The sequence below is a fragment of the Streptomyces sp. H27-H1 genome (genome assembly GCF_026627445.1).
In the GTDB taxonomy this organism is placed as follows: domain Bacteria; phylum Actinomycetota; class Actinomycetes; order Streptomycetales; family Streptomycetaceae; genus Streptomyces.
Genome location: NZ_JAPNLJ010000057.1, coordinates 17096 through 40357, shown reverse-complemented (window position 1 = coordinate 40357; position 23262 = coordinate 17096). Strand labels below are relative to the sequence as shown.

The 23262-nt window shown below is 71.4% G+C and carries 25 protein-coding genes; 12 read left to right on the top strand and 13 right to left on the bottom strand.

Going from position 1 to position 23262, the window contains the following annotated elements:
- A partial coding sequence (locus tag OTB20_RS36385; RefSeq protein WP_420716558.1) for a hypothetical protein occupies positions 1 to 455 on the top strand: 455 nt, incomplete at its 5' end.
- Between the two features lie 59 nt (positions 456 to 514).
- Here OTB20_RS36385 and OTB20_RS36380 read toward each other — a convergent pair.
- The 3 genes from OTB20_RS36380 to OTB20_RS36370 form a co-directional block, all read right to left on the bottom strand.
- Complete coding sequence (locus OTB20_RS36380) at positions 515 to 1588, bottom strand: RNA polymerase sigma factor SigF (protein WP_267824213.1); 1074 nt, start codon at positions 1586 to 1588, stop codon at positions 515 to 517.
- Entirely contained in the window at positions 1585 to 1998 is a 414-nt protein-coding gene (locus OTB20_RS36375) for an anti-sigma regulatory factor (RefSeq protein WP_214949331.1), read from the bottom strand. The genes OTB20_RS36380 and OTB20_RS36375 overlap by 4 nt, the downstream gene beginning before the upstream one ends.
- A 226-nt stretch (positions 1999 to 2224) precedes the next feature.
- Positions 2225 to 2485: a UBP-type zinc finger domain-containing protein gene (locus tag OTB20_RS36370; RefSeq protein WP_267824212.1), complete on the bottom strand. Its 261-nt coding sequence runs from the start codon at positions 2483 to 2485 to the stop codon at positions 2225 to 2227.
- Between the two features lie 63 nt (positions 2486 to 2548).
- Here OTB20_RS36370 and OTB20_RS36365 point away from each other — a divergent pair, with 63 nt between their 5' ends.
- Positions 2549 to 4126: a Na+/H+ antiporter gene (locus OTB20_RS36365; protein WP_267824211.1), complete on the top strand. Its 1578-nt coding sequence runs from the start codon at positions 2549 to 2551 to the stop codon at positions 4124 to 4126.
- A gap of 61 nt (positions 4127 to 4187) precedes the next feature.
- On the opposite strand, the gene OTB20_RS36360 is transcribed toward OTB20_RS36365, so the two are convergent.
- The 4 genes from OTB20_RS36360 to OTB20_RS36345 all read right to left on the bottom strand — a co-directional run bounded on the left by OTB20_RS36360 (position 4188) and on the right by OTB20_RS36345 (position 7655).
- Positions 4188 to 5078 carry a 1-aminocyclopropane-1-carboxylate deaminase/D-cysteine desulfhydrase gene (locus OTB20_RS36360; protein WP_267824210.1) on the bottom strand — a complete coding sequence of 297 codons (891 nt, stop codon included), beginning with the start codon at positions 5076 to 5078 and terminating at the stop codon, positions 4188 to 4190.
- Between the two features lie 76 nt (positions 5079 to 5154).
- A complete protein-coding gene (locus OTB20_RS36355) occupies positions 5155 to 5745 on the bottom strand; it encodes an N-acetylmuramoyl-L-alanine amidase (protein WP_267824209.1) in 591 nt (196 codons plus the stop codon).
- Positions 5746 to 5837: 92 nt separating this feature from the next.
- Positions 5838 to 7019, bottom strand: coding sequence for a globin domain-containing protein (locus tag OTB20_RS36350; protein ID WP_267824208.1), 1182 nt, complete (start codon positions 7017 to 7019; stop codon positions 5838 to 5840).
- A 183-nt stretch (positions 7020 to 7202) separates the two neighbouring features.
- Positions 7203 to 7655 (bottom strand): RrF2 family transcriptional regulator, encoded by a 453-nt coding sequence (locus tag OTB20_RS36345; RefSeq protein WP_267824207.1) that lies wholly within the window; start codon positions 7653 to 7655, stop codon positions 7203 to 7205.
- Positions 7656 to 7880: 225 nt separating this feature from the next.
- On the opposite strand from OTB20_RS36345, the gene OTB20_RS36340 reads away from it, so the two are divergent.
- From OTB20_RS36340 to OTB20_RS36325, 4 genes are all read left to right on the top strand, one after another.
- Complete coding sequence (locus tag OTB20_RS36340) at positions 7881 to 9287, top strand: family 2B encapsulin nanocompartment shell protein (protein ID WP_267824206.1); 1407 nt, start codon at positions 7881 to 7883, stop codon at positions 9285 to 9287.
- Positions 9288 to 9377: 90 nt separating this feature from the next.
- Positions 9378 to 10424, top strand: coding sequence for a family 2 encapsulin nanocompartment cargo protein polyprenyl transferase (locus OTB20_RS36335; protein ID WP_267824205.1), 1047 nt, complete (start codon positions 9378 to 9380; stop codon positions 10422 to 10424).
- Between the two features lie 283 nt (positions 10425 to 10707).
- Complete coding sequence (locus tag OTB20_RS36330) at positions 10708 to 11307, top strand: GNAT family N-acetyltransferase (RefSeq protein WP_267824204.1); 600 nt, start codon at positions 10708 to 10710, stop codon at positions 11305 to 11307.
- A 97-nt stretch (positions 11308 to 11404) separates the two neighbouring features.
- Positions 11405 to 11989: a dihydrofolate reductase family protein gene (locus OTB20_RS36325; RefSeq protein ID WP_267824203.1), complete on the top strand. Its 585-nt coding sequence runs from the start codon at positions 11405 to 11407 to the stop codon at positions 11987 to 11989.
- Between the two features lie 347 nt (positions 11990 to 12336).
- On the opposite strand, the gene snpA is transcribed toward OTB20_RS36325, so the two are convergent.
- Positions 12337 to 12996, bottom strand: a complete 660-nt coding sequence (gene snpA, locus OTB20_RS36315; RefSeq protein ID WP_267824201.1) for a snapalysin — start codon at positions 12994 to 12996, stop codon at positions 12337 to 12339.
- 205 nt (positions 12997 to 13201) lie between these two features.
- Between snpA and OTB20_RS36310 the strand changes: the two genes are divergently transcribed.
- The gene (locus OTB20_RS36310) at positions 13202 to 14146 is read left to right on the top strand and encodes a LysR family transcriptional regulator (protein WP_267824200.1); all 945 of its coding nucleotides are present in this window, start codon (positions 13202 to 13204) and stop codon (positions 14144 to 14146) included.
- Here OTB20_RS36310 and OTB20_RS36305 read toward each other — a convergent pair.
- Entirely contained in the window at positions 14098 to 14724 is a 627-nt protein-coding gene (locus OTB20_RS36305; protein WP_324290459.1) for a hypothetical protein, read from the bottom strand. The two genes, OTB20_RS36310 and OTB20_RS36305, sit on opposite strands and share 49 nt — an antisense overlap.
- Before the next feature lie 140 nt (positions 14725 to 14864).
- On the opposite strand from OTB20_RS36305, the gene OTB20_RS36300 reads away from it, so the two are divergent.
- Entirely contained in the window at positions 14865 to 15791 is a 927-nt protein-coding gene (locus tag OTB20_RS36300; protein WP_267824199.1) for a DUF4097 family beta strand repeat-containing protein, read from the top strand.
- 1 nt (position 15792) lies between these two features.
- Positions 15793 to 16737, top strand: coding sequence for a PadR family transcriptional regulator (locus OTB20_RS36295; protein WP_267824198.1), 945 nt, complete (start codon positions 15793 to 15795; stop codon positions 16735 to 16737).
- An 84-nt stretch (positions 16738 to 16821) separates the two neighbouring features.
- Here OTB20_RS36295 and OTB20_RS36290 read toward each other — a convergent pair whose 3' ends face one another.
- The 4 genes from OTB20_RS36290 to OTB20_RS36275 form a co-directional block, all read right to left on the bottom strand.
- Positions 16822 to 17334, bottom strand: a complete 513-nt coding sequence (locus OTB20_RS36290) for a Clp protease N-terminal domain-containing protein (protein WP_267824197.1) — start codon at positions 17332 to 17334, stop codon at positions 16822 to 16824.
- The gene (locus OTB20_RS36285) at positions 17334 to 17543 is read right to left on the bottom strand and encodes a helix-turn-helix domain-containing protein (RefSeq protein WP_267752007.1); all 210 of its coding nucleotides are present in this window, start codon (positions 17541 to 17543) and stop codon (positions 17334 to 17336) included. The genes OTB20_RS36290 and OTB20_RS36285 overlap by 1 nt, the downstream gene beginning before the upstream one ends.
- A gap of 84 nt (positions 17544 to 17627) precedes the next feature.
- The gene (locus tag OTB20_RS36280) at positions 17628 to 18590 is read right to left on the bottom strand and encodes a zinc-binding dehydrogenase (RefSeq protein ID WP_267824196.1); all 963 of its coding nucleotides are present in this window, start codon (positions 18588 to 18590) and stop codon (positions 17628 to 17630) included.
- 198 nt (positions 18591 to 18788) lie between these two features.
- On the bottom strand, positions 18789 to 19991 hold the full coding sequence (locus OTB20_RS36275) for an NAD(P)-dependent malic enzyme (protein WP_267824195.1): 1203 nt from the start codon (positions 19989 to 19991) through the stop codon (positions 18789 to 18791).
- A gap of 528 nt (positions 19992 to 20519) precedes the next feature.
- Between OTB20_RS36275 and OTB20_RS36270 the strand changes: the two genes are divergently transcribed.
- From OTB20_RS36270 to OTB20_RS36260, 3 genes are all read left to right on the top strand, one after another.
- On the top strand, positions 20520 to 21467 hold the full coding sequence (locus OTB20_RS36270; protein ID WP_267824194.1) for an ABC transporter substrate-binding protein: 948 nt from the start codon (positions 20520 to 20522) through the stop codon (positions 21465 to 21467).
- 68 nt (positions 21468 to 21535) lie between these two features.
- A complete protein-coding gene (locus OTB20_RS36265) occupies positions 21536 to 22486 on the top strand; it encodes an amino acid ABC transporter permease (protein ID WP_267824193.1) in 951 nt (316 codons plus the stop codon).
- 11 nt (positions 22487 to 22497) lie between these two features.
- Complete coding sequence (locus tag OTB20_RS36260) at positions 22498 to 23250, top strand: amino acid ABC transporter ATP-binding protein (RefSeq protein WP_267824215.1); 753 nt, start codon at positions 22498 to 22500, stop codon at positions 23248 to 23250.
- The last annotated feature ends 12 nt before the right edge of the window (positions 23251 to 23262 follow it).

Sequence of the window (23262 nt, the reverse complement as noted above, 5' to 3'; positions counted from 1 at the left end):
CCCCCACCGAGCCCACCCCCACCGAGCCCACCCCCACCGAGTCCGCCGTCGCCGCACCCCGGCCCCGCCGGCTGGCCGCGGCCGCCGCGCTCACTGCGCTGCAGGGGCTGGCCCTGGCCTGCCTCGGCGTCTACATGCTGTACGTGGGCATCCTCGGCGACCCCGATTCCCCGCAGCAGGCCGAGACGGGCGGGATCACCCTGCTCGTCCTCGCGGCGCTGCCGCTGACCGCGGCGCGCGGGCTGGTCCTGGGCCGCCGCTGGAGCCGCGGCCCGGCAGTGATCACCCAGGTGATGTCCCTGCCGGTGGCCCTGACGCTGTGGACCGCGGGCGGCGCTCCGAGGGTCGGCTCGGTGTTCCTCGCCCTGGCCGCGGTGGCCGTCCTGGGGCTCCTGGTGAATCCGACGGCGACCGAGGCGCTGGGCGCCGCCGGGCCGGGGGAACGGACCCGGTAACCGGGTCCGGTGCCCGTTCCCCGGCCGGGGAACGGGCGGCCGGGGCTGTTCCCCGGGTGCTACTCCTCGACCAGGAGCTTTTCGCGGAGCTGGGCCAGAGTGCGGGCCAGCAGCCGGGAGACGTGCATCTGGGAGATGCCGACCTCCTGCGCGATCTGCGACTGGGTCATGTTGCCGAAGAACCGCAGCAGCAGGATCCGCTTCTCCCGCGGCGGCAGCCCTTCGAGCAGCGGCTTGAGGGATTCGCGGTACTCGACGCCCTCCAGCGCCTCGTCCTCCGAGCCCAGGGTGTCCGCGACCGCCGGCGACTCGTCGTCGGTGTCCGGGACGTCCAGCGAGAGCGTGCTGTAGGCGTTGGCCGATTCCAGGCCCTCCAGCACCTCCTCCTCGGAGATCCCCAGCCGTTCGGCCAGTTCGTGCACCGTGGGGGAGCGGCCGTGCTGCTGGGACAGTTCCGCCGTCGCCGTGGTCAGCGAGAGCCGCAGCTCCTGCAGACGCCTGGGGACCCGTACCGCCCAGCCCTTGTCGCGGAAGTGGCGCTTGATCTCGCCGACCACCGTGGGCGTGGCGTACGTGGAGAACTCGACCCCGCGGACGGGGTCGAAACGGTCCACCGACTTGATCAGACCGATGGTGGCGACCTGGGTCAGGTCGTCCAGCGGCTCGCCGCGGTTGCGGAAGCGCCGGGCCAGGTGTTCGACCAGCGGCAGGTGCATCCGTACGAGCCGGTTGCGCAGTTCCGCCTTCTCCGGCGAACCGTCGGGCAGCGCCCGGAGCTCGATGAAGAGGGCCCGCGCACCGCTGCGGTCGCGCGGATCCGGCAGGGGTGCCGGCGCGGTGAACACCGGAGCCCGGAGGGCTTCGGTGGTGTCCGCGGCCGGTGGTGCGTCCGTGGCCGGGGCCGCCGGCGGGGCCGTGGCAGCGGCCCCCGGTGGCTGGACCGGCAGTGTTTGGTCGTGCTGGTTCTCGCTCACAGGGCCCGCCCGTCGCTCCGCCGAGTCCAAAAAGCCGTTTTCCGCATCCGTGTCAGCCGGGTGCGGCCGGGCGTGCTGCTGCTCCGGAACGCCGCCGTCGGCCTCGTGTCGTACCCGGGGCCGATCCCCGCCCCGCACCGGGACCTCCCCGCCGCTCACGCCGGGCCTGGTCCCGCGCCGCGCTGTTTGTAGAGGCTGATGCTCACTGTCTTGTTCTCCTCGACCGTGGCCTCGACCTTCCCGGCGAGCGCCGAGAGGACCGTCCACGCGAACGTGTCGCGCTCCGGTGCCCGGCCGTCGGTGGTCGGGGCGGAGACGGTCACCTCCAGCGAATCGTCCACCAACCGGAAGACGCAGCTGAGGACGGAGCCGGGCACGGCCTGCTGGAGCAGGATCGCGCAGGCCTCGTCCACCGCGATGCGGAGGTCCTCGATCTCGTCGAGGGTGAAGTCCAAACGTGCCGCGAGGCCGGCCGTGGCCGTCCGCAGCACCGACAGGTAGGCACCCGCAGCGGGCAGCCGGACTTCCACGAAGTCCTGGGTCCCGGGCTCGCCTGCGATCTGGGACACCCTCACCTCCAAGGTGGTACGAGCTCTGTTCGCCGGTGACGCTATCGCGATCCGGGCGATCGTGTCGCGGCCCCCCTGGCGGAGAGCGCGAGGCCCCGTCGAACATAGCTGGCCGAAAGGCCGTACCTGCGACCAGTGACTGATGGTAAGCCCATGGGGACGCACAGTGGCTAGGGGTCTGCGGGCCCAAATCAGGGGAACCGGCGGAGGGTTGACCTACCCCACTTCAGACGATCGAACCGTCGACAAAACACCATCGCCAGGTCTCGCCCGGTTCGAAGCTGCGCATCACCGGATGTCCGGTCTCCCGGTGGTGCGCCGTGGCGTGCCGGTGGGGCGAGGAGTCGCAGCAGCCGACGTGCCCGCATCCCAGGCAGATCCGGAGCTGGACGGGATGGCTGCCGAGCGCCAGACATTCGGGGCAGGTCTGGGCAAGCGGGACCGGCTCGGGGCGCGGCAGTTCGGGAACGTGGGTGCACTCGCTCATGATGGCCAGCGTACTGAGGTACGGGCGCCCGGGTTGCCATGACTCAAGCAAGGATGATCTTCGATGGAGGTATTGCCGCTGGTGGCGCTGGTCGCCGGCTGTGCGGTCGTCGCGGGCCTGGCCCGCCGCACCCCGGTGCCCGCGCCGCTGCTGCTGGTCGCCGCGGGACTGGCCGCGGCCTACGTGCCGGGCGTGCCCGAGTACGGCCTCGACCCGCACGTCGTCCTGCCGCTGCTGCTCCCGCCGCTGCTCTACACGGCCGCGGTCGACAGCTCGTACCTGGACCTGCGGGCGAACCTGCGGCCCGTGGCGCTGCTCTCGGTGGGGTACGTGCTCTTCGCGACCGTCGCCGTCGGGTACGCGGCGTACCTGGTGGTGCCGGGGCTCTCGCTGCCGGTGGCGCTGGTGCTGGGCGCGGTCATCGCCCCGCCCGACGCGGTCGCGGCGACGGCCATCGCCCGCAAGCTCGGGCTGCCGACCCGGATCACGACCATCCTTCAGGGTGAGTCCCTGGTCAACGACGCCACCGCGATCACCGCGTACAAGGTCGCGCTGGCGGCGGCGGTCGGGACCAGCGCCGGCTGGACGGGCGGGATCACGGAGTTCCTGCTGGCCTCGGTGGGCGGGGTCGGGGTGGGCCTGCTGCTGATGGTCCCGATCCACGTCCTGCGCAAGCGGATGCGCGAACCGCTCCTGCAGAACACGCTGTCGCTGCTGATCCCCTTCGTGGCCTACGCGGCCGCCGAGCGGGTGCACGCGTCGGGCGTGCTGGCGGTCGTGGTCGTCGCGCTGTACCTCGGGCACCACAACTGGCAGGTCGATTTCGCCACCCGGCTCCAGGAGGAGGCGGTCTGGAAGATGGTCGCCTTCATCCTCGAATCGGTGGTCTTCGCGCTGATCGGGCTCCAGCTGCCGGTGGTGCTGAAGGGGCTGGGCGAGTACGAGGGCCTGGCCGCGGCGGGCTACGCGGTGGTCGTGTTCCTCGTCGTGGTGGCGGCCCGCTTCGCGTGGGTCTTCCCGGCGACGTTCCTGCCGAGGCTCTCGCGGCGGATCCGCGAGCGCGAGCCCGGGACGACCTGGAAGGCGCCCGTCGTCGTGGGCTGGGCCGGCATGCGGGGCGTGGTCTCGCTGGCGATCGCCTTCTCCGTGCCGATCAGCGTGCCCCACCGGAACCTGATCCTGTTCCTGACCTTCACGACGGTGATCGGCACGCTGGTGGTCCAGGGCCTGACCCTGCCCCCGCTGATCAAGCTGTTGCGGCTGCCCGCCCGGGACGTGCACGCCGAGACCCTGGCGGAGGCCCAGGCCCAGAGCGAAGCCTCGCGGGCGGCGGAGGACCGCCTGACGGAACTGCTCGCCTCCCCTGCGAACGCCCTGCCGCCACCGCTGGCGGACCGGCTGCGCACGGTGCTGGAGCGCCGGCGCAATGCCGTGTGGGAGCGGCTGGGCGAGGTCAACGCGGTGACGGGCGAGACCGCGGACGACGTCTACCGCCGACTGGCGGGGGAGATGATCGAGGCGGAACGCGAGGTCTTCGTCTCCCTGCGGGACGCGCGCCGCATCGACGACGAAATGCTCCGGGCCCTGCTGCGCCGCCTGGACCTGGAGGAGGCGGCGGCCTACCGGGAGGAAGCGGGCTGACCGCGCCGGTCCCACCGCCGCGTACGGGGGGCGGCGCTGTCGGCCGACGGCGCCGTCCGGGTTACGGGCGGCCCGTGACGACCGCCGCCAGGGTGGTGCCGCGGGGGAAGGTGCCCGCGCGGGTCAGGGCGAGCAGGGCCCACAGGAGCTTCGCCACGTAGATCCGCTCCACCGGCAGGCCGTGGCGGGACTCGAAGTCCGCCGCGAAGTCCGCCAGCTCGGCGGGGACGCGGGCGTAGCCGCCGTGGGCGTAGCCCTCGGCCAGCGACCAGTCGCCCGCCGGGCCGCCGAACGCGGCCGTCTGGAGGGAACGTATCTCCGCCTCGAGGAAGCCGCCCCCGACCACCGGTACTCCCAGCGCCCGCTGGCCCGCGCCGAGCCCCGCCGCCAGCCCGGCCAGCGTGCCCCCGGTGCCGCAGGCCACGGCGGCGACGTCGCAGGCGCCGCTCAGCTCGCGCCCCAGTTCGGCGCAGCCGTACAGCGCGAGCGCGTTGCTGCCGCCCTCGGGGATGACGTAGGCGCCCCGCGCGCCCGCCAGCGCCGGCAGCCCGGCCTTGTCCCGGTAGGCCGACCGCGTCACGAAGTGCAGCCGCATGCCGTCTGCCGCGCACCGGGCCAGCGAGTCGTTCAGCGGCCGCCCCGCGAGCTCGTCCCCCCGTACGATCCCGACCGTCGCCAGCCCCAGCAGCCGGCCGGCCGCGGCCGTGGCCCGCAGGTGGTTGGAGTAGGCCCCGCCGAACGTCACCAGCTCCGAGTGGCCGCCGGCGACGGCGGCCCGCAGATTCGGCGCGAGCTTGCGCCACTTGTTCCCGGGCAGCTCCGGATGCACCAGATCGTCCCGCTTGAGCAGCAGCCGCACATCCTGCGCGGCGAACCGCTCGTCATGGACCTCCCGCAGCGGGGAGGGCGGCCGGGGCCGCAGGGTCGGGGCGGGGTCGACTGGAGGTTCCACTCGTCCATTGTGTGCCGCGCCCGCCCGTTCCGTCGCACGTCAGAGCACTGATCTGCGGTCGCCCGGGGATGCGGGGCTACTTCAGGTGTTCCGTGACGCGGTCGCGCATCGAGGCCATCGTGAACCCCTTGGGGTCGATCTTGCCCGGGCGCCATTCGAGGTGGCCGATGACCGAGCGGGCGGTCCAGCCGTGGGCCCGGCACAGGGCGGCCGAAGCGCGGGCCATCGCGTCGAGTTGGGCGGGCGGCCAGGGGTCCTGGCCGTCGCCGAGGTTCTCGCACTCGAAGCCGTAGAAGTGGCGGTTGCCATCGGTGTCCGCCTGGTGGTCCGGGGGAAGGCGCTTCTCCGCGATCACCGCCGCCAGGACGGCGGAGTCGCCCGCACCGGCGTGGTTGGCGCGGCCGTGGCCGACCAGGTGGACCCGGCCGTCCTTGGTGATCACGCCGTGGCAGAGCGGGCCGGGCAGGGCCGCGTCGCCGTCGTGGCAGAGCCGGACGGTGTACGCGGTCCCGTGCGTGACGGTGTGATGGAGCATCACCCCGTGCACCGGGCCCCAGGGCCCCTTGTGGTTGCGGTTGTGGGTGCGCCAGCCGCCGACTTCGACGACCGTCAGGCCCTCGGCCCGCAGGGCGCCGATGAGCCGGTCCGCGGACAGGGGTACGGACATGACCGCCTCCTTCGCTGTAAGTAGCCGAATGGTTACTCAACGTTTAGTGGAGGCGGTCGTTCCGCCGCAAGGGCGCGCACCCGGCGCACGATTCACGCCGAGGCGAGCCACAGGTCGGGGCCGAAGACCTCGTAGTGGATGTCGGCGGGCGCGACGCCCTTGGCGATCAGCTGCTCGCGCGCCGCCCGCATGAAGGGAATCGGCCCGCACAGGTACGCCTTGGTCTCCGGGGCCACCGGGATGCCGGTCAGGTCGAGCCGGCCCGCGTGGTCGCCCGGCTCCGCCGCTTCCTCGTACCAGAAGTGCGCCGTGGCGTCGGAGAGCTTGTGGGTCAGGGCCCGGTGGTCGGTGCGCAGGGCGTGGTCGGCGGGCAGGACGGTGACCGGAGCCGTGTGCGCGGTGTCGGCCAGGTGCTCCAGCATCGAGAGCATCGGGGTGCAGCCGATGCCGGCCGAGGCGAGGATCACCGGCGAGGCGGAGTCCTGGAGGACCAGGTCCCCGTAAGGGGCCGAGACCCGCAGGGTGTCGCCGGTGGAGACCTGCGCGTGCAGGTGGTTGGAAACCTCGCCGTCGGGACCGGCGGCGGCCGGGCCGTGGACCCGCTTGACGGTGATCGAGCGGACCGGCGAGCCGGGGGCGCTGCAGAGGCTGTACTGGCGTATCTGGCGGGCTCCGTCGGGGAGTTCGACCTGGACGGAGACGTACTGGCCCGGCTTGAACCCGGGGGCCGGGGAGCCGTCGGCCGGGGTGAGGTGGAAGGTGGCGCAGTCCGTGGTCTCCTCGACGCGGGCGGCGACCGTCCAGTCGCGCCAGACGTCGCCGGCCACGACCCTCTGCTCGGCGTAGAGGCGCTCCTCGATGGCGATGAGGGCGCCCGCCATCAGCCAGTAGACCTCGTCCCAGGCTTCGGCGACCTCGGGGGTGACGGCGTCGCCGAGGATCTCCACGATCGCCTCGAAGAGGTGCTTGTGGACGATCGGGTACTGCTCGCGGGTGACGCCGAGGGAGGCGTGCTTGTGGCCGATGCGGCTGAGCATCACGTCGGGGCGGGAGTCGGGGTGCGCGACGAGGTGGGTCGCGAACGCGGCGATGGAGCCGGCGAGGGCCTGCTTCTGGAGGCCGGCGTTCTGGTTGCCGCGGTTGAAGAGGTCGCGGATCAGTTCGGGGTGGGCGGCGAAGAGCTTTCCGTAGAAGAGCTCCGTGATGTCGCCGATCGCCGCGCCCACGGCGGGCAGGGTGGCTCGTACGGTCGCGGTCGACTTCTCGGAAAGCATCGGGTGACTCCTCGCGTCGGGGTGGATCGTAGAACTGGTATCTGAGATGCGTATTCGTGTCGATGGGTGTCGGCCGCAGGGCCGCAGGCGTCCGCCGCGGTGCGGATCTTCGTTCGAGGGCTCGGTGGATTTCAGGCTATGCGGGCCCAGTGCCGGTGCGAACCGGCCATCCGGCCCCCGCCGTCAGGGTCTTCCGGCCCCCGTCGATCCGCCCGAAATGCCCAGGAGGAGCGGGCCGGTCGGAGCCGCGACCAGGTCGTTCACCGTCAGCGGGTCCAGCGAGGCGAAGAAGGCCTCCTGGGCCCGGCGCAGCGCGCCGCGCAGGACGCAGGCGCTGCGCAGCGGGCACGGGGCGGCGCCGTCGCAGTCGACGACGTCGCCGGCGCCCTCCAGCTCGCGGATCACCCCGCCCACCGAGGCGGCGCGTCCGGCGGGGGTCAGGGTGAGCCCGCCGCCGCGTCCGCGACGGGCTTCGATCAGGCCGAGATGCTGCAGCTTGGCGACCACTTTGGCGGTGTGGGTGTACGGGACCTCCATGGTCGCCGCCACCTCGCGGGTGGTGGGGAGGTCCGCCTCCGCGACGGCCAGGCGCATCAGGACACGCAGGGCGAGGTCGGTGAATCGGGTCAGCCGCATGGGATCAGCGTAGAAAACTTGCATCTTGGGTGCAAATTCAAACGGTGCCATAACGGGCAATGGCTGAAACGTGTGGGGTCCGAGGGGTTCGTGGGGAGGGAGTCGAGTCAAGAGAGTGCCCAGCCACGGACGGAGTAATCCCACCCTTTTGTGTAATGGTCCCACCACGGTCCGTACTGAAAGGCTCCGTCCCGCAGATTCATGGAGTGATCGAAGGGGAAAGACATGTCGGTCCAGGCGGGTTCCGAATCCGAGTCCCAAGCGCCTCAGCGCAGTCTGGGAACCACGGCCGCGCGGAACTTGGCAACCACGACCAAGTCCGCGCCGCAAATGCAGGAGATCACCTCGCGGTGGCTCCTGAAGATGCTCCCCTGGGTGTCCGTCCAGGGCGGCACGTACCGGGTCAACCGGCGACTGAGCTACTCCGTAGGCAACGGCGTCGTGGAGTTCATCAAGACGGGCACGCAGGTACAGGTGATCCCGGCGGAGCTGGGTGAGCTCCCGGTGCTGCGCGACTACGACGACCCCGAAGTCCTTGCCGAACTCGCCGCGCGCTGCCACCAGATCGACTTCGAGCCGGGCCAGGAGCTCACCTCCTTCGGCAGCCCCGCCGACAAGGTGTTCCTGCTCGCCCACGGGCGCATCGACCAGATCGGGCCCGGCCCCTACGGCGACGACGCCGTCCTGCAGACCGTCGCCGACGGAGCCTTCTTCGGCGAGGACTCCCTCGTCGACGAGGAGGGGATCTGGGAGTACACCGCCCGCGCCGCCACCGCCGGCACCGTCCTCGCCCTCTCCCGCCAGGACTTCCAGATCCTCGCCGACCGGGTCGACTCGCTCCGGGCGCACGTGGACTCCGTACGGTCCCTGCCGGACCAGCGCACCAACAAGTACGGCGAGGCCGCCATCGAGCTCTCCGCCGGACACCAGGGCGAGGCCCTGCTGCCGGGCACCTTCGTGGACTACGAGGCCCGCCCGCGCGAGTACGAACTCTCCATTGCGCAAACGGTCCTGCGCGTCCACACCCGCGTCGCCGACCTGTACAATCAGCCCATGAACCAGACCGAGCAGCAATTGCGGCTCACGGTCGAGGCGCTTCGCGAGCGCCAGGAGCACGAGATGCTCAACAACCGCGACTTCGGCCTCCTGCACAACGCCGACTACGACCAGCGCATCCAGTCCCACGACGGCGCGCCCAGCCCCGACGACATGGACCAGCTGCTCAGCATGCGGCGCGGCTCCAAGTTCTTCCTGGCCCACCCCAAGGCCATCGCCGCTTTCGGGCGCGAGTGCAACAAGCGCGGCCTGTATCCGGAGTCGGTCGAGATCGGCGGGCACCGGGTGCCGTCCTGGCGCGGGGTCCCCATGTTCCCGTCCAACAAGATCCCGATCAGCGACGCCCGTACGACGTCCATCCTCTGCATGCGCACCGGCGAGGACGAGTCGGGCGTGATCGGCCTGCACCAGCCGGGGATCCCGGACGAGATCGAGCCGAGCACGTCGGTGCGGTTCATGGGAATCAGCGAGCAGGCGATCATCTCGTACCTGGTCACCACCTACTTCTCCGCCGCGGTACTGGTGCCGGACGCGCTCGGCGTCCTGGAGAACGTCGAGATCGCCCGCTGGCGCTGAGCCCGCCGGCGCCGCGGCGCCGGGACGGGACAGGGCGGGCGGGGACGGGTCAGCACGGGACAGCACGGGACGGGACGGAGCGCACACGCCATGTCGACCACTGAGGCGATCACCACCGGCGAGGGGCAGGAAGCCGCCGTCCTGCTGGAGCGGGCGAGGGAAACGGTCAACCCGGAACTCCGCCGGGCCGTCGAGACCCTGCCCGGCTCGATGCGGCGCGTGGCGATGTACCACTTCGGCTGGGAGCGCGAGGACGGCACCCCGGCGGCGGGCAGCGCCGGCAAGGCCGTCCGGCCCGCCCTGGTGCTCGCCGCCGCGCAGGCCCTGCGCGGGGACGGAGGGGCCGAGGAGGCCGTACGGGCGGCGGTGGCCGTGGAGCTGGCGCACAACTTCACGCTGCTGCACGACGACGTCATCGACAAGGACGCGCGCAGGCGCGGCCGGCCGACGGCCTGGACGGTCTTCGGGACACCGGACGCGATCATCACGGGCGACGCCATGATGGCGCTCGCGCTGCAGCTGCTCGCCGAGGACCCGCATCCGGCCTCGGCGGCGGCCGCGGCCCGGCTGGCCGCCTGCATCGTCGAGCTGTGCGCGGGCCAGCAGGCGGACTGCGCCTTCGAGCAGCGACGGCACGTCGCGCTCGACGAGTGCCTGACCATGGCGACGGCCAAGACCGGGGCCCTGCTGGGCTGTGCGTGCGCGCTCGGCGCGCTGTACGCGGGGGCCGGCCCGGACGAGGTCGACGCCATGGACGCCTTCGGCCGGGAGGCCGGGCTGGCCTTCCAGCTCATCGACGACCTGATCGGCATCTGGGGGGACCCCGGCCACACCGGAAAACCCGCCGGGGCGGATCTGCTGGCCCGCAAGAAGTCCCTCCCGGTCGTGGCCGCCCTGACCTCGGGCACCACGGCGGGCGAGGAGCTGGCCGCGCTGTACGCGGGCCCCATGACCGGGGACGACGTGGCCAGGGCGGCCGAGGCGGTGGAGCGGGCCGGCGGGCGGGACTGGGCGCAGGCGCACGCCGCCGACCGGATGGCGCGGGCGGTGCAGCAGCTGTCGCGGGCCGTTCCGGACCTCGGGACGGCGGGCGGACTGCTGGCGCTGGCGGAGTTCGTGACGCGGCGTACGAAGTGAGCGTGTGCGAAGCCGGCGCGTACGGAGTGGGGACGTACGCAGTGGGGGCGTGAAGTGGGGGCGTACGCACTGGGGGCGTACGCAGTGGGAGCGTGAAGTGGGGGCGTACGCAGTGGGGGCGTACGGAGTGAGCGCGCGGGACTGAGCTCGTAGGGGGCGAGGGGGAGTCCCGGAGGCCTGTTTCGGCACCGCACGGTGCCGGAACAGGCCTTTCTGCGTCGGTGGGGCAACTCTAGGATCACTCACGGTTGTTGACGCGTGAGCGAAGTGAAGGGTGTGACCCATGGGGCTGGAGATACGTCAAGCCGGTCAGTCGGACCGGGATGCTGTGGCGCGACTGCTCGACGAGGCCTTCCGCAACGATCCGGTGAGCAGTTGGGTGTTTCCGGACCCGGAGCACCGGGCCGCGGTGCACGGGAAGTTCCTGGGCGTCTTCGTGGACGTGGCGTTGGCCGAGGGCCGGATCGACTACGCGGTGGACGGTTCGGCGGCGGCGCTGTGGCTGCGGATCCCGGCGGGCGATCCGCAGGGCGAGCCCGTCGAGGACGAGGTCCCGGCGAAGATGCGGGCGATCGCCGACCCGGACAACGAGCGGTGCGAGCTGGTGGGCCGGCTGACGGGCGCGGTGCACCCGACGGCGGAGGAGCACGAGTACCTGCTGATGATCGCGGTCTCCCCGGGGAGGCAGGGCGAGGGGCTTGGCACCGAGCTGATCCGGCCGGTGCTGGAGCGCTGCGACCGGGAGGGCGTGCCGGCCTATCTGGAGGCGAGCAGTGAACGCAGCAAGGGGCTGTACGAGCGGCTGGGCTGGCAGTTCACGGGTGAGGCCGTGCGGCTGCCGGACGGGCCGCTGATGTGGCCGATGTGGCGCAAGCCGCAGTAGCCCGGCAGCCGGCCGCCCTCTTGTCATACCACTTTGGTTGAAGTACTTTGATCGACGCGCCTCGATGGGGGCGCACTGTCGGACGGAAGAGAATCGCTTGCGCAAGCTCACGTACTTCATCGCCACATCGGTCGACGGCTTCATCGGAGCCCCGGACGGCGACGGTGACTTCTTCTACAGTCACCTCGACCGCGAGTTCATCGACTTCCTCAAGGCCGAGTACCCGGAGACCATCGCCGCCTCGGGGCGCACCCAGCTCGGGATCGAGGACGTCGACCCCCAGCACTTCGACGCGGTGCTCATGGGGCGAGGTACGTACGAGCCCGGGCTCAAGCTCGGCATGGCCAGCCCCTACGGGCACATCCGCCAGCAGTACGTCGTCTCGCACTCGCTCACCACGCCGCCGGATCCCACGGTGCGGCTGATCAGCGGGGACCTGGTGGCCAGGGTCCGCGAGCTGAAGGCCGAGGACGGGCTCGGCATCTGGCTGTGCGGCGGAGCGGACCTCGCAGGTCAGCTGATCGACGAGATCGACGAGTTCGTCGTCAAGACCTACCCGGTCTTCGTCGGCACCGGCATGCCGATGTCGCGCGCCGGATTCGGGGTGCGCCCCCTGGAGCTGACCGGGATCAAGGCCCTCGGTGGCGGCCAGCTCGTCACCTCGTACGCGGTCAAGCGCTGAACCCCGCCGAAGCGGCGAAACCGGCCTACCGTGTAGGTATGGCCGGTCAAGAGCGGGAACAGCAGGCGCGCAGGACGGTCGCTCCGCGGGCCGGGCACGACCAGCAGTCGTGCCCGGCCTGCGGGAGCCCCGTCGACACGTTGGTCGGACGGCGGAAATCCCTGGGGATCTTCGTCCCGGCGTGGACTCCGGGTCCCTGCCGGAACCCGGAGTGCTCGCGGAGCGCGGACCCGGAGGACCGGGTCGTGTCCTAGCGGGAGCCGGCCCCAGCGGGGATCAGGCCGCCGGCCCTCGGTCGGTCGGCCCGCCGGTCGGTCTGCCCGTCGGCCCGCCGGTCACTCCGACCGTCAGCCCTTCGCGTCCAGGCCCGACGCGACGAGGCCGTTCGCCCACAGCTGGTTCACGCGCGAGCGCTCGGCGGAGTTCGGGGTGGCGTTCTGGCAGGAGGTGCCGGGGCCGCCGCCGGACATCAGCTCGCTGCACGGACCCGAGTAGTGGTCCGGCAGCCCGAGCACGTGGCCGGTCTCGTGCGCGGTCACCCGGGTGGAGTTGTACTGCTGGTTCTGCCGGTAGTCGAGGAAGATGTAGCCCCGGCCGTGGCCGTCCGTGCTCGCGTAGGAACCACGGGAGTCGTTGCCCTCGTAGTACGAGAAGTTCCCGCCCGAGGACACCTCCTGCAGTTTGACGTTGGCCACCGAGCCGTTCCAGATCTGTGTGGAGCGCGATATCTGGGTGCGGAAGCTCGGTGCGTTGCGGGTGTTGTAGGTGACGGTGACGGCCGCCAGGCCCGGGTTCGCGGCGCGCTGCTCGGCGACCGAGCGCTGCACCGCCTCGAAGAAGGCGCGGTTGGCGGCCTGGTTCTCCTGCGAGCGCTCGTACGTGGCGTACGTGCTCGGGCTGCCGGCGCCCGGGGAGGCGGAGGCGGTCGTGCCCGGTACGACGGCGCCGAGGACGGCGGCGACGCCGAGGCCGACTGCGGACAGGGTGGTCTTGCGGGAGTGGCGCATGGGGGGAACTCCTGCTCATCCGGTGCGGTGGGGGGTCGTTCGGTACCGGAGTCTGCGGGAGGGGCAGGGGTCGGCGGATGATGCCAGACCCCGATAGCGCCGGGTTATCGGAGGGTTTCGGAAGTCCAACTCCCAAGAGAATGGCGGGATTCGAGGGGATACCGGTTACTGGTGCGGTCGGCTCGCCCCGGCCTACTCTCGGGGCATGGAGCTTGAGGTCAGGCACCTGCGCGCCCTGTGCGCCATCGCCGACGCCGGCAGCCTGCACAAGGCCGCCCGGCAGCTCGGCGTGAGCCAGCCCTCCCTGACGACCCAGTTGCGGCGCATCGAACGCGCCCTGGACGGGGAGTTGTTCCTGCGCGAGCGCACCGGATGCCGGCCGACTCCCTTCGGGCGCACCGTACTCGGCCGGGCGCGGCCGCTCCTGGCCCAGATGGCCGCCCTCGTCGCGGAGGCGCGGGCGGTGTCCCAGGGGCCCCGGCTGCGGATCGGCTCCACGGCCAGCCGCGCCCTGCCCGGCTGGCTGCGCCGGCTGCACCGGAGGCTGCCCGACACCGAGACCGACCTGGTGGTCGACGTGTCCGCCAACGCACTGCTGCGGATGACGGCTTCGGGGCAGCTCGACGTGGCGTTCGTGCACGAGGTGGAGGGCAGCCCGCTACGGGTGCCCGCCGGCCTGGAGTTACGGGTGCTGATGGAGCGGGAGCCCCAGTTCGTGTCCATGTCCCGGGACCATCCGGCGGCGGCGCTGTCGGTGGTGGAACTGCGGGACCTGGCCGCCGACCGGTGGACCGTGGACCCGTCGGTGGACGGCGAATGGGACGGCCTGCGCCGGGTCCTCGCCGGCGCCGGCCTCGACCCGCCCCTGCTGCACGCCGATTACCACACCGCCGCCTCGCTGATCGCCTCCGGCGAGGCCGTCGCCCCCTGCCAGCCCACCTCCGGAGCGCGCGAGGACATGGCCATCCGGCCGCTCTCGGGCGACCCGCTCGCCGTACGGCTCCTCCTCGCGACCCGCCCGGGGATGTACGCACAGGTGTCCGAGGGGGTGTACGAGGACCTCCGCGCGGCCTACCGCGAAGCGGCGCTGGGGACTCCGCCCTACCGGGCCTGGCTGCACCGCAACGCGAGCCCGCTGCTGGCGGCGTAGGGGCAGGGGCGGGGCGGGCCCGAGGAGATCCGGGCCGCCTCCCGCAGCCGGTCGGCCGGTTCGCCCGGGGTCAGGCCCGCCGACAGGGCCAGTTCCGCGCGGGCCAGCAGCGCGATGACGCCGAGCAGCCGGGAATCGCCGTCCGCGGCGGCGTCGGGGCGGGTGAGGAGCTCCAGTTCCTCCAGGTCCAGCACCGGGTCCAGGCCGAGCCGCGCCGCCAGGACCCGCATGGCATCCGGGTCCGGCTCGCCGTGCGGACGGCCCGCCGCGTCCCACTCGTAGGCCGCGGACCGGCGAAACCCCGAGGACAGGACGAAGCCGGCCCGGCCGTCTTCCCACCACAGGCTCAGCACCGGCCAGTTGGAGCCGAGCGCGAGCGCGGCGCCCCAGCCCGCCAGGACCTCGGCCACGGATTCCGCGCCGCCGAGCCAGGGCTTGGCCTCGGGTACCAGCACGCTCCACTCGCCGGCGGGGGCCAGCAGCAGGCGTTCGCGCGGGATGTGCGCGGCGGGGCGGGCGGCGAGGGGCTCGGCTCGGCAGAGCAGCAGTCCGCCCGTCGTGGTCTGGGAGATCGACATGTCCACACGCTGAGCGAATCAGGCCCAAAGGGAGGATTTCCGATCATCCCGACGCCCTTGACTTCCCGCAACCGCGATATATCGTGTTAGTCAGAAGACGCGATATGTTGCGTGCACGTACGCCGAGGAGGGTCAGCACCATGGCAGAGGCAGCGCAGAAGACGTGGTCGGTCGCCGCACCGCAGAAGCTCGCCTTCGAGGAGCCGGTGACCGAGGTCCGCGTCCGGGTCGTCGGCGGCACGGTCAACGTCGTCGCCGCCGAAGAGGGCCCGGCCCGCCTGGAGGTGTCCGAGGTGGAAGGGCCGCCCCTGCACGTGGTGCAGGAGGGCGGGACCCTCACTGTTTCCTACGAGGACCTCCCCTGGAACGGTTCCCAGGGGTTCAAGCAGTGGTTCGAGAGCAAGCCGTGGAAGGCCTGGTCCGCCTCCGACTCCGGCCGCAAGGCCTGGGAGCGCAGCGCGGCCGTGACCCTCACCGTTCCGGCCGCCACGCGGGTACAGCTGGCCAGCGTCAGCGCCACCGTCTTCGTCTCCGGCATCGACGGCGGCACCGACGTCCACGGGGTCTCCGGCGACACCACGCTCGTCGGCCTTTCGGGCCGGGTCAAGGCGCACACGGTCTCCGGCGGGGTCGAGGCCCAGTCCGTGACCGGCGAGCTCGGATTCCACTCCGTATCCGGCGGCCTGACCGTCGTCGACGGCGCCGTGGGCAACGTACGGGCCGACTCGGTCAGCGGCGACATGGTGATCGACCTCGCCCTCGACGACCCCGCCGCCGCCTCCCGGCCGGTCGACATCTCCCTCACCTCCGTCTCCGGGCAGGTGGCCATCCGTCTCCCGCATCCGGCCGATGCCCGGGTCGAGGCCAACACCGCCACCGGCGGAGTCTCCAACGCCTTCGAGGACCTGCGGGTCTCGGGCCAGTTGGGCGCCAAGAGGATCACCGGCACCCTCGGCGCCGGCACCGGCACCCTGCGCGCCACCACCGTTTCCGGTTCCATCGCGCTGCTGCGCCGCCCGGCCGCGGATCCGGCCACCCCGCTCGTGCTCGACAAGAAGGTGCTCTGACATGCCGCCCGTCTTCGCCCACGGCCGCCTCCGCCTCTACCTCCTCAAGCTGCTCGACGAGGCCCCGCGCCACGGGTACGAGGTGATCCGGCTGCTGGAGGAGCGCTTCCAGGGGCTGTACGCACCCTCCGCCGGCACGGTGTACCCGCGCCTCGCCAAGCTGGAGACCGAGGGCCTGGTCACGCACGCGACCGAAGGCGGGCGCAAGGTGTACTCGATCACCGACGCGGGACGCGCCGAACTGGCCGACCGGGGCGGCGAACTGGCCGACCTGGAACTGGAGATCCGCGACTCGGTCTCCGAGCTGGCCGCCGAGATCCGGGCCGACGTGAGCGGTGCGGCGGGCGATCTGCGCCGCGAACTGCGGGCCGCGGCGAATGCGTCGGCCACGCAGGTGGAGGACGAGTCCTGGAAGGCCGCCAAGGAGGAGTTCCGCAAGGCCAAGGCCGAGTGGAAGGAGCAGGCGCGGCGGGCGAAGGACGAGAGCCGCCGGGCCCGCGAGGATGCCCAGCAGGCCCGACGTCAGGCCAAGGAGGCGCAGGAGCGGGCCCGTGAGGAGGTCCAGCGCATCGCCGGTCAGCTCCAGGAGCAGTTCGCGAAGTCGGGCGGCGTCCTGGGCAGTCTGGCGGGAGCCTGGCTCGGCGGCTCCGCGTCGGCCCCCTCCACCCCCACCGGGCCTTCGGACACCGCCGGGTCTTCGGACGTCTCAGACACCTCGGGCACCACGGAGGCCTCGGCCGCCGCGCCCGACCCGGACTGGGCGCGGGACGTGCCCCCGACGGGCGACCCGGCCCGCGACCTGGAACGGCTGCTGGACCGCTTCCGTGACGACATCCGCGACGCCGCCCGGGACCAGGGCGTCAGTGCGGCCCAGCTGGCGCAGGCCCGTACGCACCTCGCGGCGGCTGCTTCCCGCATCGCCGCGAGCCTCCGGCCGGGTGGTTAGCAGTCGCCCACGTCCGCGCCCGCGTCCGTACCCGTACGCACACCGGAACCCCCCGTCCTTCCCGGCCGGGGGGTTCGCCGGTTCTCAGGCCGCCAGGGCCGTCTCGGCCCGGGCGTAGGTGACTCCGTGGTCGGCGAGGACCTCGGCGGGCGTGCCCGGGCGGGAGAGGAGGGAGAGGAGGAGGTGGAGGGTGGAGATGCGCCGGTCCTTTCGTCCCAGGGCGATGCGCAGCGACTGCTCCAGGACCTTCTTCGCTCCCGGTGTGAAGGGGATGTGGCCGGTGCGCTTGCGGCGGGAGGGGGCCGACAGGGCGCCCTCGCCGTGGGTTTCCTCGATGCGGGAGACGATCTCCGTGAGGTCGATGCCGAGTCCCGCGAGGGCCTCTTCGTCCGCCTTGGACATCCCGCCCCGGCGGCGGGCCGTCGCGAGGTCGGCGGCGATCGCGGCCCGGTCGATCCCCAGTGGGTCGAGGACGCCCTGCGCGAGCAGCGAGAGGAGGAGGTACTCCTCGGTGATCGTCGGGGCCCCGGCCCGCTGGGCCTCGGCGACCGCGCCGGTCACGGTGGACCGGGCGTCCCGGGTGAAGCGTTCGAACATCAGAGCCTCCCGTGCTTCTTGTGTACGGCCTGCCGGCTGACGCCCAGTTCGGCCGCGATGTCCTGCCAGGACCAGCCCTGCGCGCGGGCGCCACGCACCTGTACGGCCTCCAGCTGCTCCAGCAGTCGTCGGAGGGCGGCCACGGCGCGCAGGCCCACGCGAGGGTCACGGTCACCGGCCCGTTCGGCGAGATCGGTAGCTTCCGTCATGAATGTCAATGTAGGTTGACGCACGGGAGGATGTCAACCTGTATTGACGGCCGCCGCATTGGCGACCTCGGTTGCGGCCGCGGGCTACACGGTGAGGACGATCTTGCCGAACACGTCGCCCGACTCCAGTTTCTCGAAGCCCTCGCGGGCCCGGTCCAGTGGCAGCGTCTCGTCGATCACGGGGCGGACGCCGGTCGCCGCGCAGAAGGACAGCAGGTCCTCCAGCTCGTCCTTGGAGCCCATCGTCGAGCCGACCACCTTGAGCTCCAGGAAGAAGATCCGGGTCAGCTCGGCGTGCGCCGGGCGGTCCCCGCTCGTGGCGCCGGAGATGACCAGGGTGCCGCCGGGGCGCAATGACTTGACCGAGTGCGACCAGGTCGCGGCGCCGACCGTCTCGATGACCGCGTCGACCCGCTGGGGGAGGCGCGCGCCGGGCTCGTAGGCCTCTACGGCGCCCAGCTCGACCGCGCGCTTGCGCTTGGCCTCGTCCCGGCTGGTCGCGAAGACCCGCAGGCCGGCCGCCTTGCCGAGGGCGATGGCGGCGGTGGCGACTCCGCCCCCCGCGCCCTGGACCAGGACCGAGTCGCCGGGGCGGACGCCGGCGTTGGTGAAGAGCATCCGGTAGGCGGTGAGCCATGCGGTGGGCAGGCAGGCGGCCTCCTCGAAGGAGAGCTCGGCGGGCTTGCGGAGCACGTTCCAGGCGGGCACGCTCACCTGCTCGGCGAAAGTGCCCTGGTAGCGCTCGGTCAGGATCGAGCGGGGCTCGTCGGGTCCGACCCCGTGGCCGGTCTGGCCGATGACGGAGTGCAGGACGACCTCGTTGCCGTCCTGGTCGATCCCGGCGGCGTCGCAGCCGAGGATCATGGGGAGCTTCTCCTCGCCGAGTCCGACTCCGCGCAGCGACCACAGGTCGTGGTGGTTGAGGGAGGCGGCCTTGACGTTCACGGTCACCCAGCCGGGGCGGGCCTGCGGGGCGGGGCGATCGCCCAGCTCAAGGCCTCGGAGCGGCTGGTCACGGTCGATTCGGGCAGCGTAGGCAGCGAACATGGCCGCGAGGCTACCGGTCGGTAGGCCCGGGATCCAGGCCCCGCCCGGCCCGGCCTCCGCCCAGGCCCGCTCCTCGGTCCCCGGAGGGGCCGGGTGCTTCCCGGCCGGGCCGGGCCCGATGCGGGCGGGGCAAAGCGGAGCAGGGCCCCGCCGAGTGGAATCGGCGGGGCCCTGCTCCGGTACTGCCCGGTGTGGCGATCAGGTCAGGCGGGCCACGCCGTCGGCCTTCGCAGCCGCGGCGACCGCGGCCGTGACGGCCTCGGCGACGCGCTGGTCGAAGGGCGAGGGGATCACGTAGTCGGCGGCGAGCTCGTCACCCACGACGCCGGCGATGGCGTCGGCGGCGGCGATCTTCATGCCTTCGGTGATCCGGGTCGCGCGGACCTTCAGCGCACCCGCGAAGATGCCCGGGAACGCGAGCACGTTGTTGATCTGGTTCGGGAAGTCCGAGCGGCCCGTGGCCACGACCGCCGCGTACTTGTGCGCGACGTCGGGGTGGACCTCCGGGTTCGGGTTGGCCATGGCGAAGACGAAGCAGTCCTTCGCCATCGTCGCCACCGCGGCCTCGGGGACCGTACCGCCGGAGACGCCGATGAAGACGTCCGCGCCCGCGAGGGCGCTCTCCAGGGAACCGGTCTGGCCGGTCTTGTTCGTCAGGCCCGCGATCTCCGCCTTGACGTCCGTCAGGTCGGAGCGGTCCGCGGAGACGACGCCCTTGCGGTCGGTGACGCAGACGTCGCCGATGCCCGCGTCCACGAGGATCTTGGCGATCGCGATGCCCGCGGCACCGGAGCCCGAGATCACGGCGCGCAGATCGGCGAGCGTGCGACCGGTGAGCTTCGCGGCGTTGCGCATGGCGGCCAGCGTCACGATGGCCGTGCCGTGCTGGTCGTCGTGGAAGATCGGGATGTCCAGCGCCTCCTGGAGGCGGCGCTCGATCTCGAAGCAGCGGGGCGCCGAGATGTCCTCCAGGTTCACCCCGCCGAAGGACGGCGCGAGGCGGATCACGGTCTCGATGATCTCGTCCGTGTCCTTGGTGGCGAGCGCGATCGGAACCGCGTCGACGCCACCGAACTGCTTGAAGAGAATGGCCTTGCCCTCCATCACGGGGAGGGAGGCCTCGGGTCCGATGTCACCGAGTCCGAGCACGGCCGTACCGTCGGTGACGACGGCGACCACGTTGGACTTCCAGGTGTACTCGTTCACCAGGTCGGGCTGCTCGGCAATGGCGCTGCAGACCTTCGCAACGCCGGGCGTGTACGCCAGGGACAGGTCGTCCGTGTTGTGGACCGGCACGGTGGCCACGATGGCCATCTTGCCGCCCCGGTGCAGCGCGAACACCGCATCCGGGTTGTTGTCCGTCACGCTGTCGCTGCGAGGATTGACGATCTCCGCTGCCACTGTCTTAACCCCTTAAGTCTTTGAATCGTTGAGGGTGACCACTCCTGGTTAAGGGGTGGGCGGGCACCGCGTCCGTACTCCGCGACGACGGTTGGTAGGCCCGTCTCCGCGAAGGGGAGGTTTCGTACGCGCGGGCGCGCCGCACGCGCGCCCTGAGCCCCGGATGAGGGGTGTAAGGATCTGTTCTACCCGAAGAACACTCACCCAGACGAGTCGATTCCCCCTCGACCCTAGGTCGCTTGCCCCGATTTTGGCGAAAAGTCCAAACCTCTCCGTCCGATGGGCGAGACGCGCCGTAAATAGTGCGGCAAAAGGCGCAGCCCGCGGCCGTTCGTGCGGCTCTGGTGGCCTTCGTCCGCAGTCCTGTCGTGCACGAAGGGGTTGCCGTTATCCGATTTTGACCTGACGGGCTGCCTGAATGACTCAGTCCGAATGGCAAGATGCCCCTAATCACACAAGGTCGCGACACTCGATGGTGCGTGCCCCGACCGTTTTTCGATGCTTTCCACCTGCCGGAGGAACCAGCTCATGAGCGCAAGCACCACCCGTCGTACGACCGCCGCACGGTCCCGGATCGCCGCGGTCGGCGCGATCGCGGTCGCCGGCGCCCTGATCCTCACGGGCTGTGGAGACCAGACCGAGAAGAAGGGGTCCGGGGACGCCACGAAGTCCAACGGAGCCCCCCTCTTCTCCGCCCTGCCGAAGAAGATCCAGGACGCGGGCGTCGTCAAGGTCGGCACGGACGCGGCGTACGCGCCGATGGAGTACACCGAGGGTGGCAAGATCGTCGGCGTCGACCCCGACATCGCCGCGGCCCTGGGCAAGCAGCTCGGTGTGAAGTTCGAGTTCACCTCGGGCAGCTTCGACGGCCTGATCACCTCGATCTACACCGGCCGCCAGGACGCGATCATGTCGTCCATCACGGACAACGAGAAGCGCCAGAAGGGCCTCGACGACGAGGGCAAGCAGATCGGCAAGGGGATCGACTTCGTCGACTACTTCTCCTCCGGCGTCTCGCTCCTCGTCAAGAAGGGCAACCCGCAGGGCATCAAGTCCCTGGACGACCTCTGCGGCAAGACCGTCGCCGTCCAGCGCGGCACGACGTACGAGGACACCTTCAAGGCCCAGGCCACGAAGTGCGGTGACAAGAAGCTCACCATCGAGGCCTTCGACACCGACGCCGAGGCCCAGACCCGCGTCAAGGCCGGCGGCGCCGTGGCCGACCTGAACGACTACCCGATCGCCGCGTACGCCGCGAAGACCTCGGGCGGCGGCAACGACTTCGAGGTCGCCGGCCAGCAGGCCGACGTCGGCCTGTTCGGCATCGGCGTCAGCAAGGACAACACCCAGCTGCGCGACGCGCTGAAGCAGGCCCTCGACGCGATCATCAAGGACGGCTCCTACGCCAAGGTCCTGGAGAAGTGGAACGTCAAGGACAGCGCCGTGCAGTCGGCGACGGTCAACGCAGGCAAGTGACCCGTGCGGACCGGCGGGCGCCCGCGCCCCGGTTCCTGGTTCCTGAGCTCCACTGAAGGGCAGTCATTGTGACTGACAAGATCGACAAGGGTCCGGCCGCAACCCCGCCGGCCGGACCCGGCGCCTCGGGCACCCCGTACGAGGCCATCAAGGCAATTCCCGTGAGGCACTACGGCCGCTGGATCAGCGGTGTCGTCGTCGTCGTACTGCTGGGCTGGCTCGTCTACGCCTTCTCGCAGGGCAACGTGATCTGGGCGACGGTCGGCGACAAGCTCTTCGACCCGTCGATCATCAGCGGCCTGGGCAACACCGTGGTGATCAGCGTGGCGTCGATGGCGCTGGGCCTGATCCTCGGCGTCCTCTTCGCGGTCATGCGGCTCTCGAAGAACCCGGTGACGAACACCGTCGCGTGGCTCTACATCTGGTTCTTCCGCGGTACCCCGGTCTACGTACAGCTGCTGGTGTGGTTCAACCTGTCGCTGATCTTCCAGTACGTGGACCTCGGACCGATCTACAAGCAAGAGACCGTCGAACTGATGACCCCGTTCATGGTCGCCCTGCTGGGCCTGGGCCTGAACGAGGGCGCCTACATGGCGGAGATCGTCCGTGCGGGCATCCAGTCCGTCGACGAGGGCCAGGGCGAGGCCTCGCACGCCCTGGGCATGACCCAGACGCAGACCATGCGCCGCGTGGTGCTCCCGCAGGCGATGCGCGTGATCATCCCGCCGACGGGCAACGAGTTCATCAACATGCTCAAGACCTCGTCGCTGGTCTCCGCGGTCCAGTACACCGAACTGCTGCGGGCCTCGTCGAACATCGGGTCCACGGCCGGCGCCATCATGGAGATGCTGTTCGTCGCCTCCATCTGGTACCTGGCCCTGACCAGCGTCTTCAGCGTCGGCCAGTACTACCTGGAGCGCCGCTACGCACGCGGTTCGCTGCGCTCCCTGCCGCCCACGCCGTTCCAGCGGCTGCGGGCCAACCTGAACATGTTCCGCCGTACGGAGGTGGCTAAGTGACCGCCCAGCCGATGGTCAGGGCCGAGGCCGTCCACAAGTCGTACGGTCCCGCCCACATCCTCCGGGGCATCGACCTCGAAGTCGCCCCGCGCGAGGTGTTCTGCCTGGTCGGCCCGTCCGGCTCCGGCAAGTCCACCTTCCTGCGCTGCATCAACCACCTCGAGCGCATCAACGCCGGACGGCTCTCCGTCGACGGCCGGCTCGTCGGTTACCGCGAGAAGGCCGGGAAGCTCTACGAGCTGAAGGACAGCGAGGTCGCGGCCCAGCGCCGGGACATCGGCATGGTCTTCCAGCGCTTCAACCTCTTCCCGCACATGACGGCCATCGAGAACGTCATGGAAGCCCCGGTCATGGTCAAGGGCGAGAGCAAGGCCGTCGCCCGGGCGCGCGCCGTCAAGCTCCTCGACCGCGTCGGCCTCGGAGACAAGGCCGGGAACTACCCGACCCAGCTCTCCGGCGGCCAGCAGCAGCGGGTGGCCATCGCCCGCGCGCTGGCCATGGAACCGAAGCTGATGCTCTTCGACGAGCCCACCTCGGCGCTCGACCCCGAGCTCGTCGGCGACGTCCTCGACGTCATGCGCGACCTCGCCGAGTCGGGCATGACCATGATCGTGGTCACCCACGAGATGGGCTTCGCCCGCGAGGTCGGAGACAACCTCGTCTTCATGGACGGCGGCGTCGTCGTCGAATCCGGCCACCCCCGCGAGGTCCTGGGCAACCCCCAGCACGACCGCACCAAGGCCTTCCTCTCGAAGGTCCTGTAGGGCGCGGCCGCG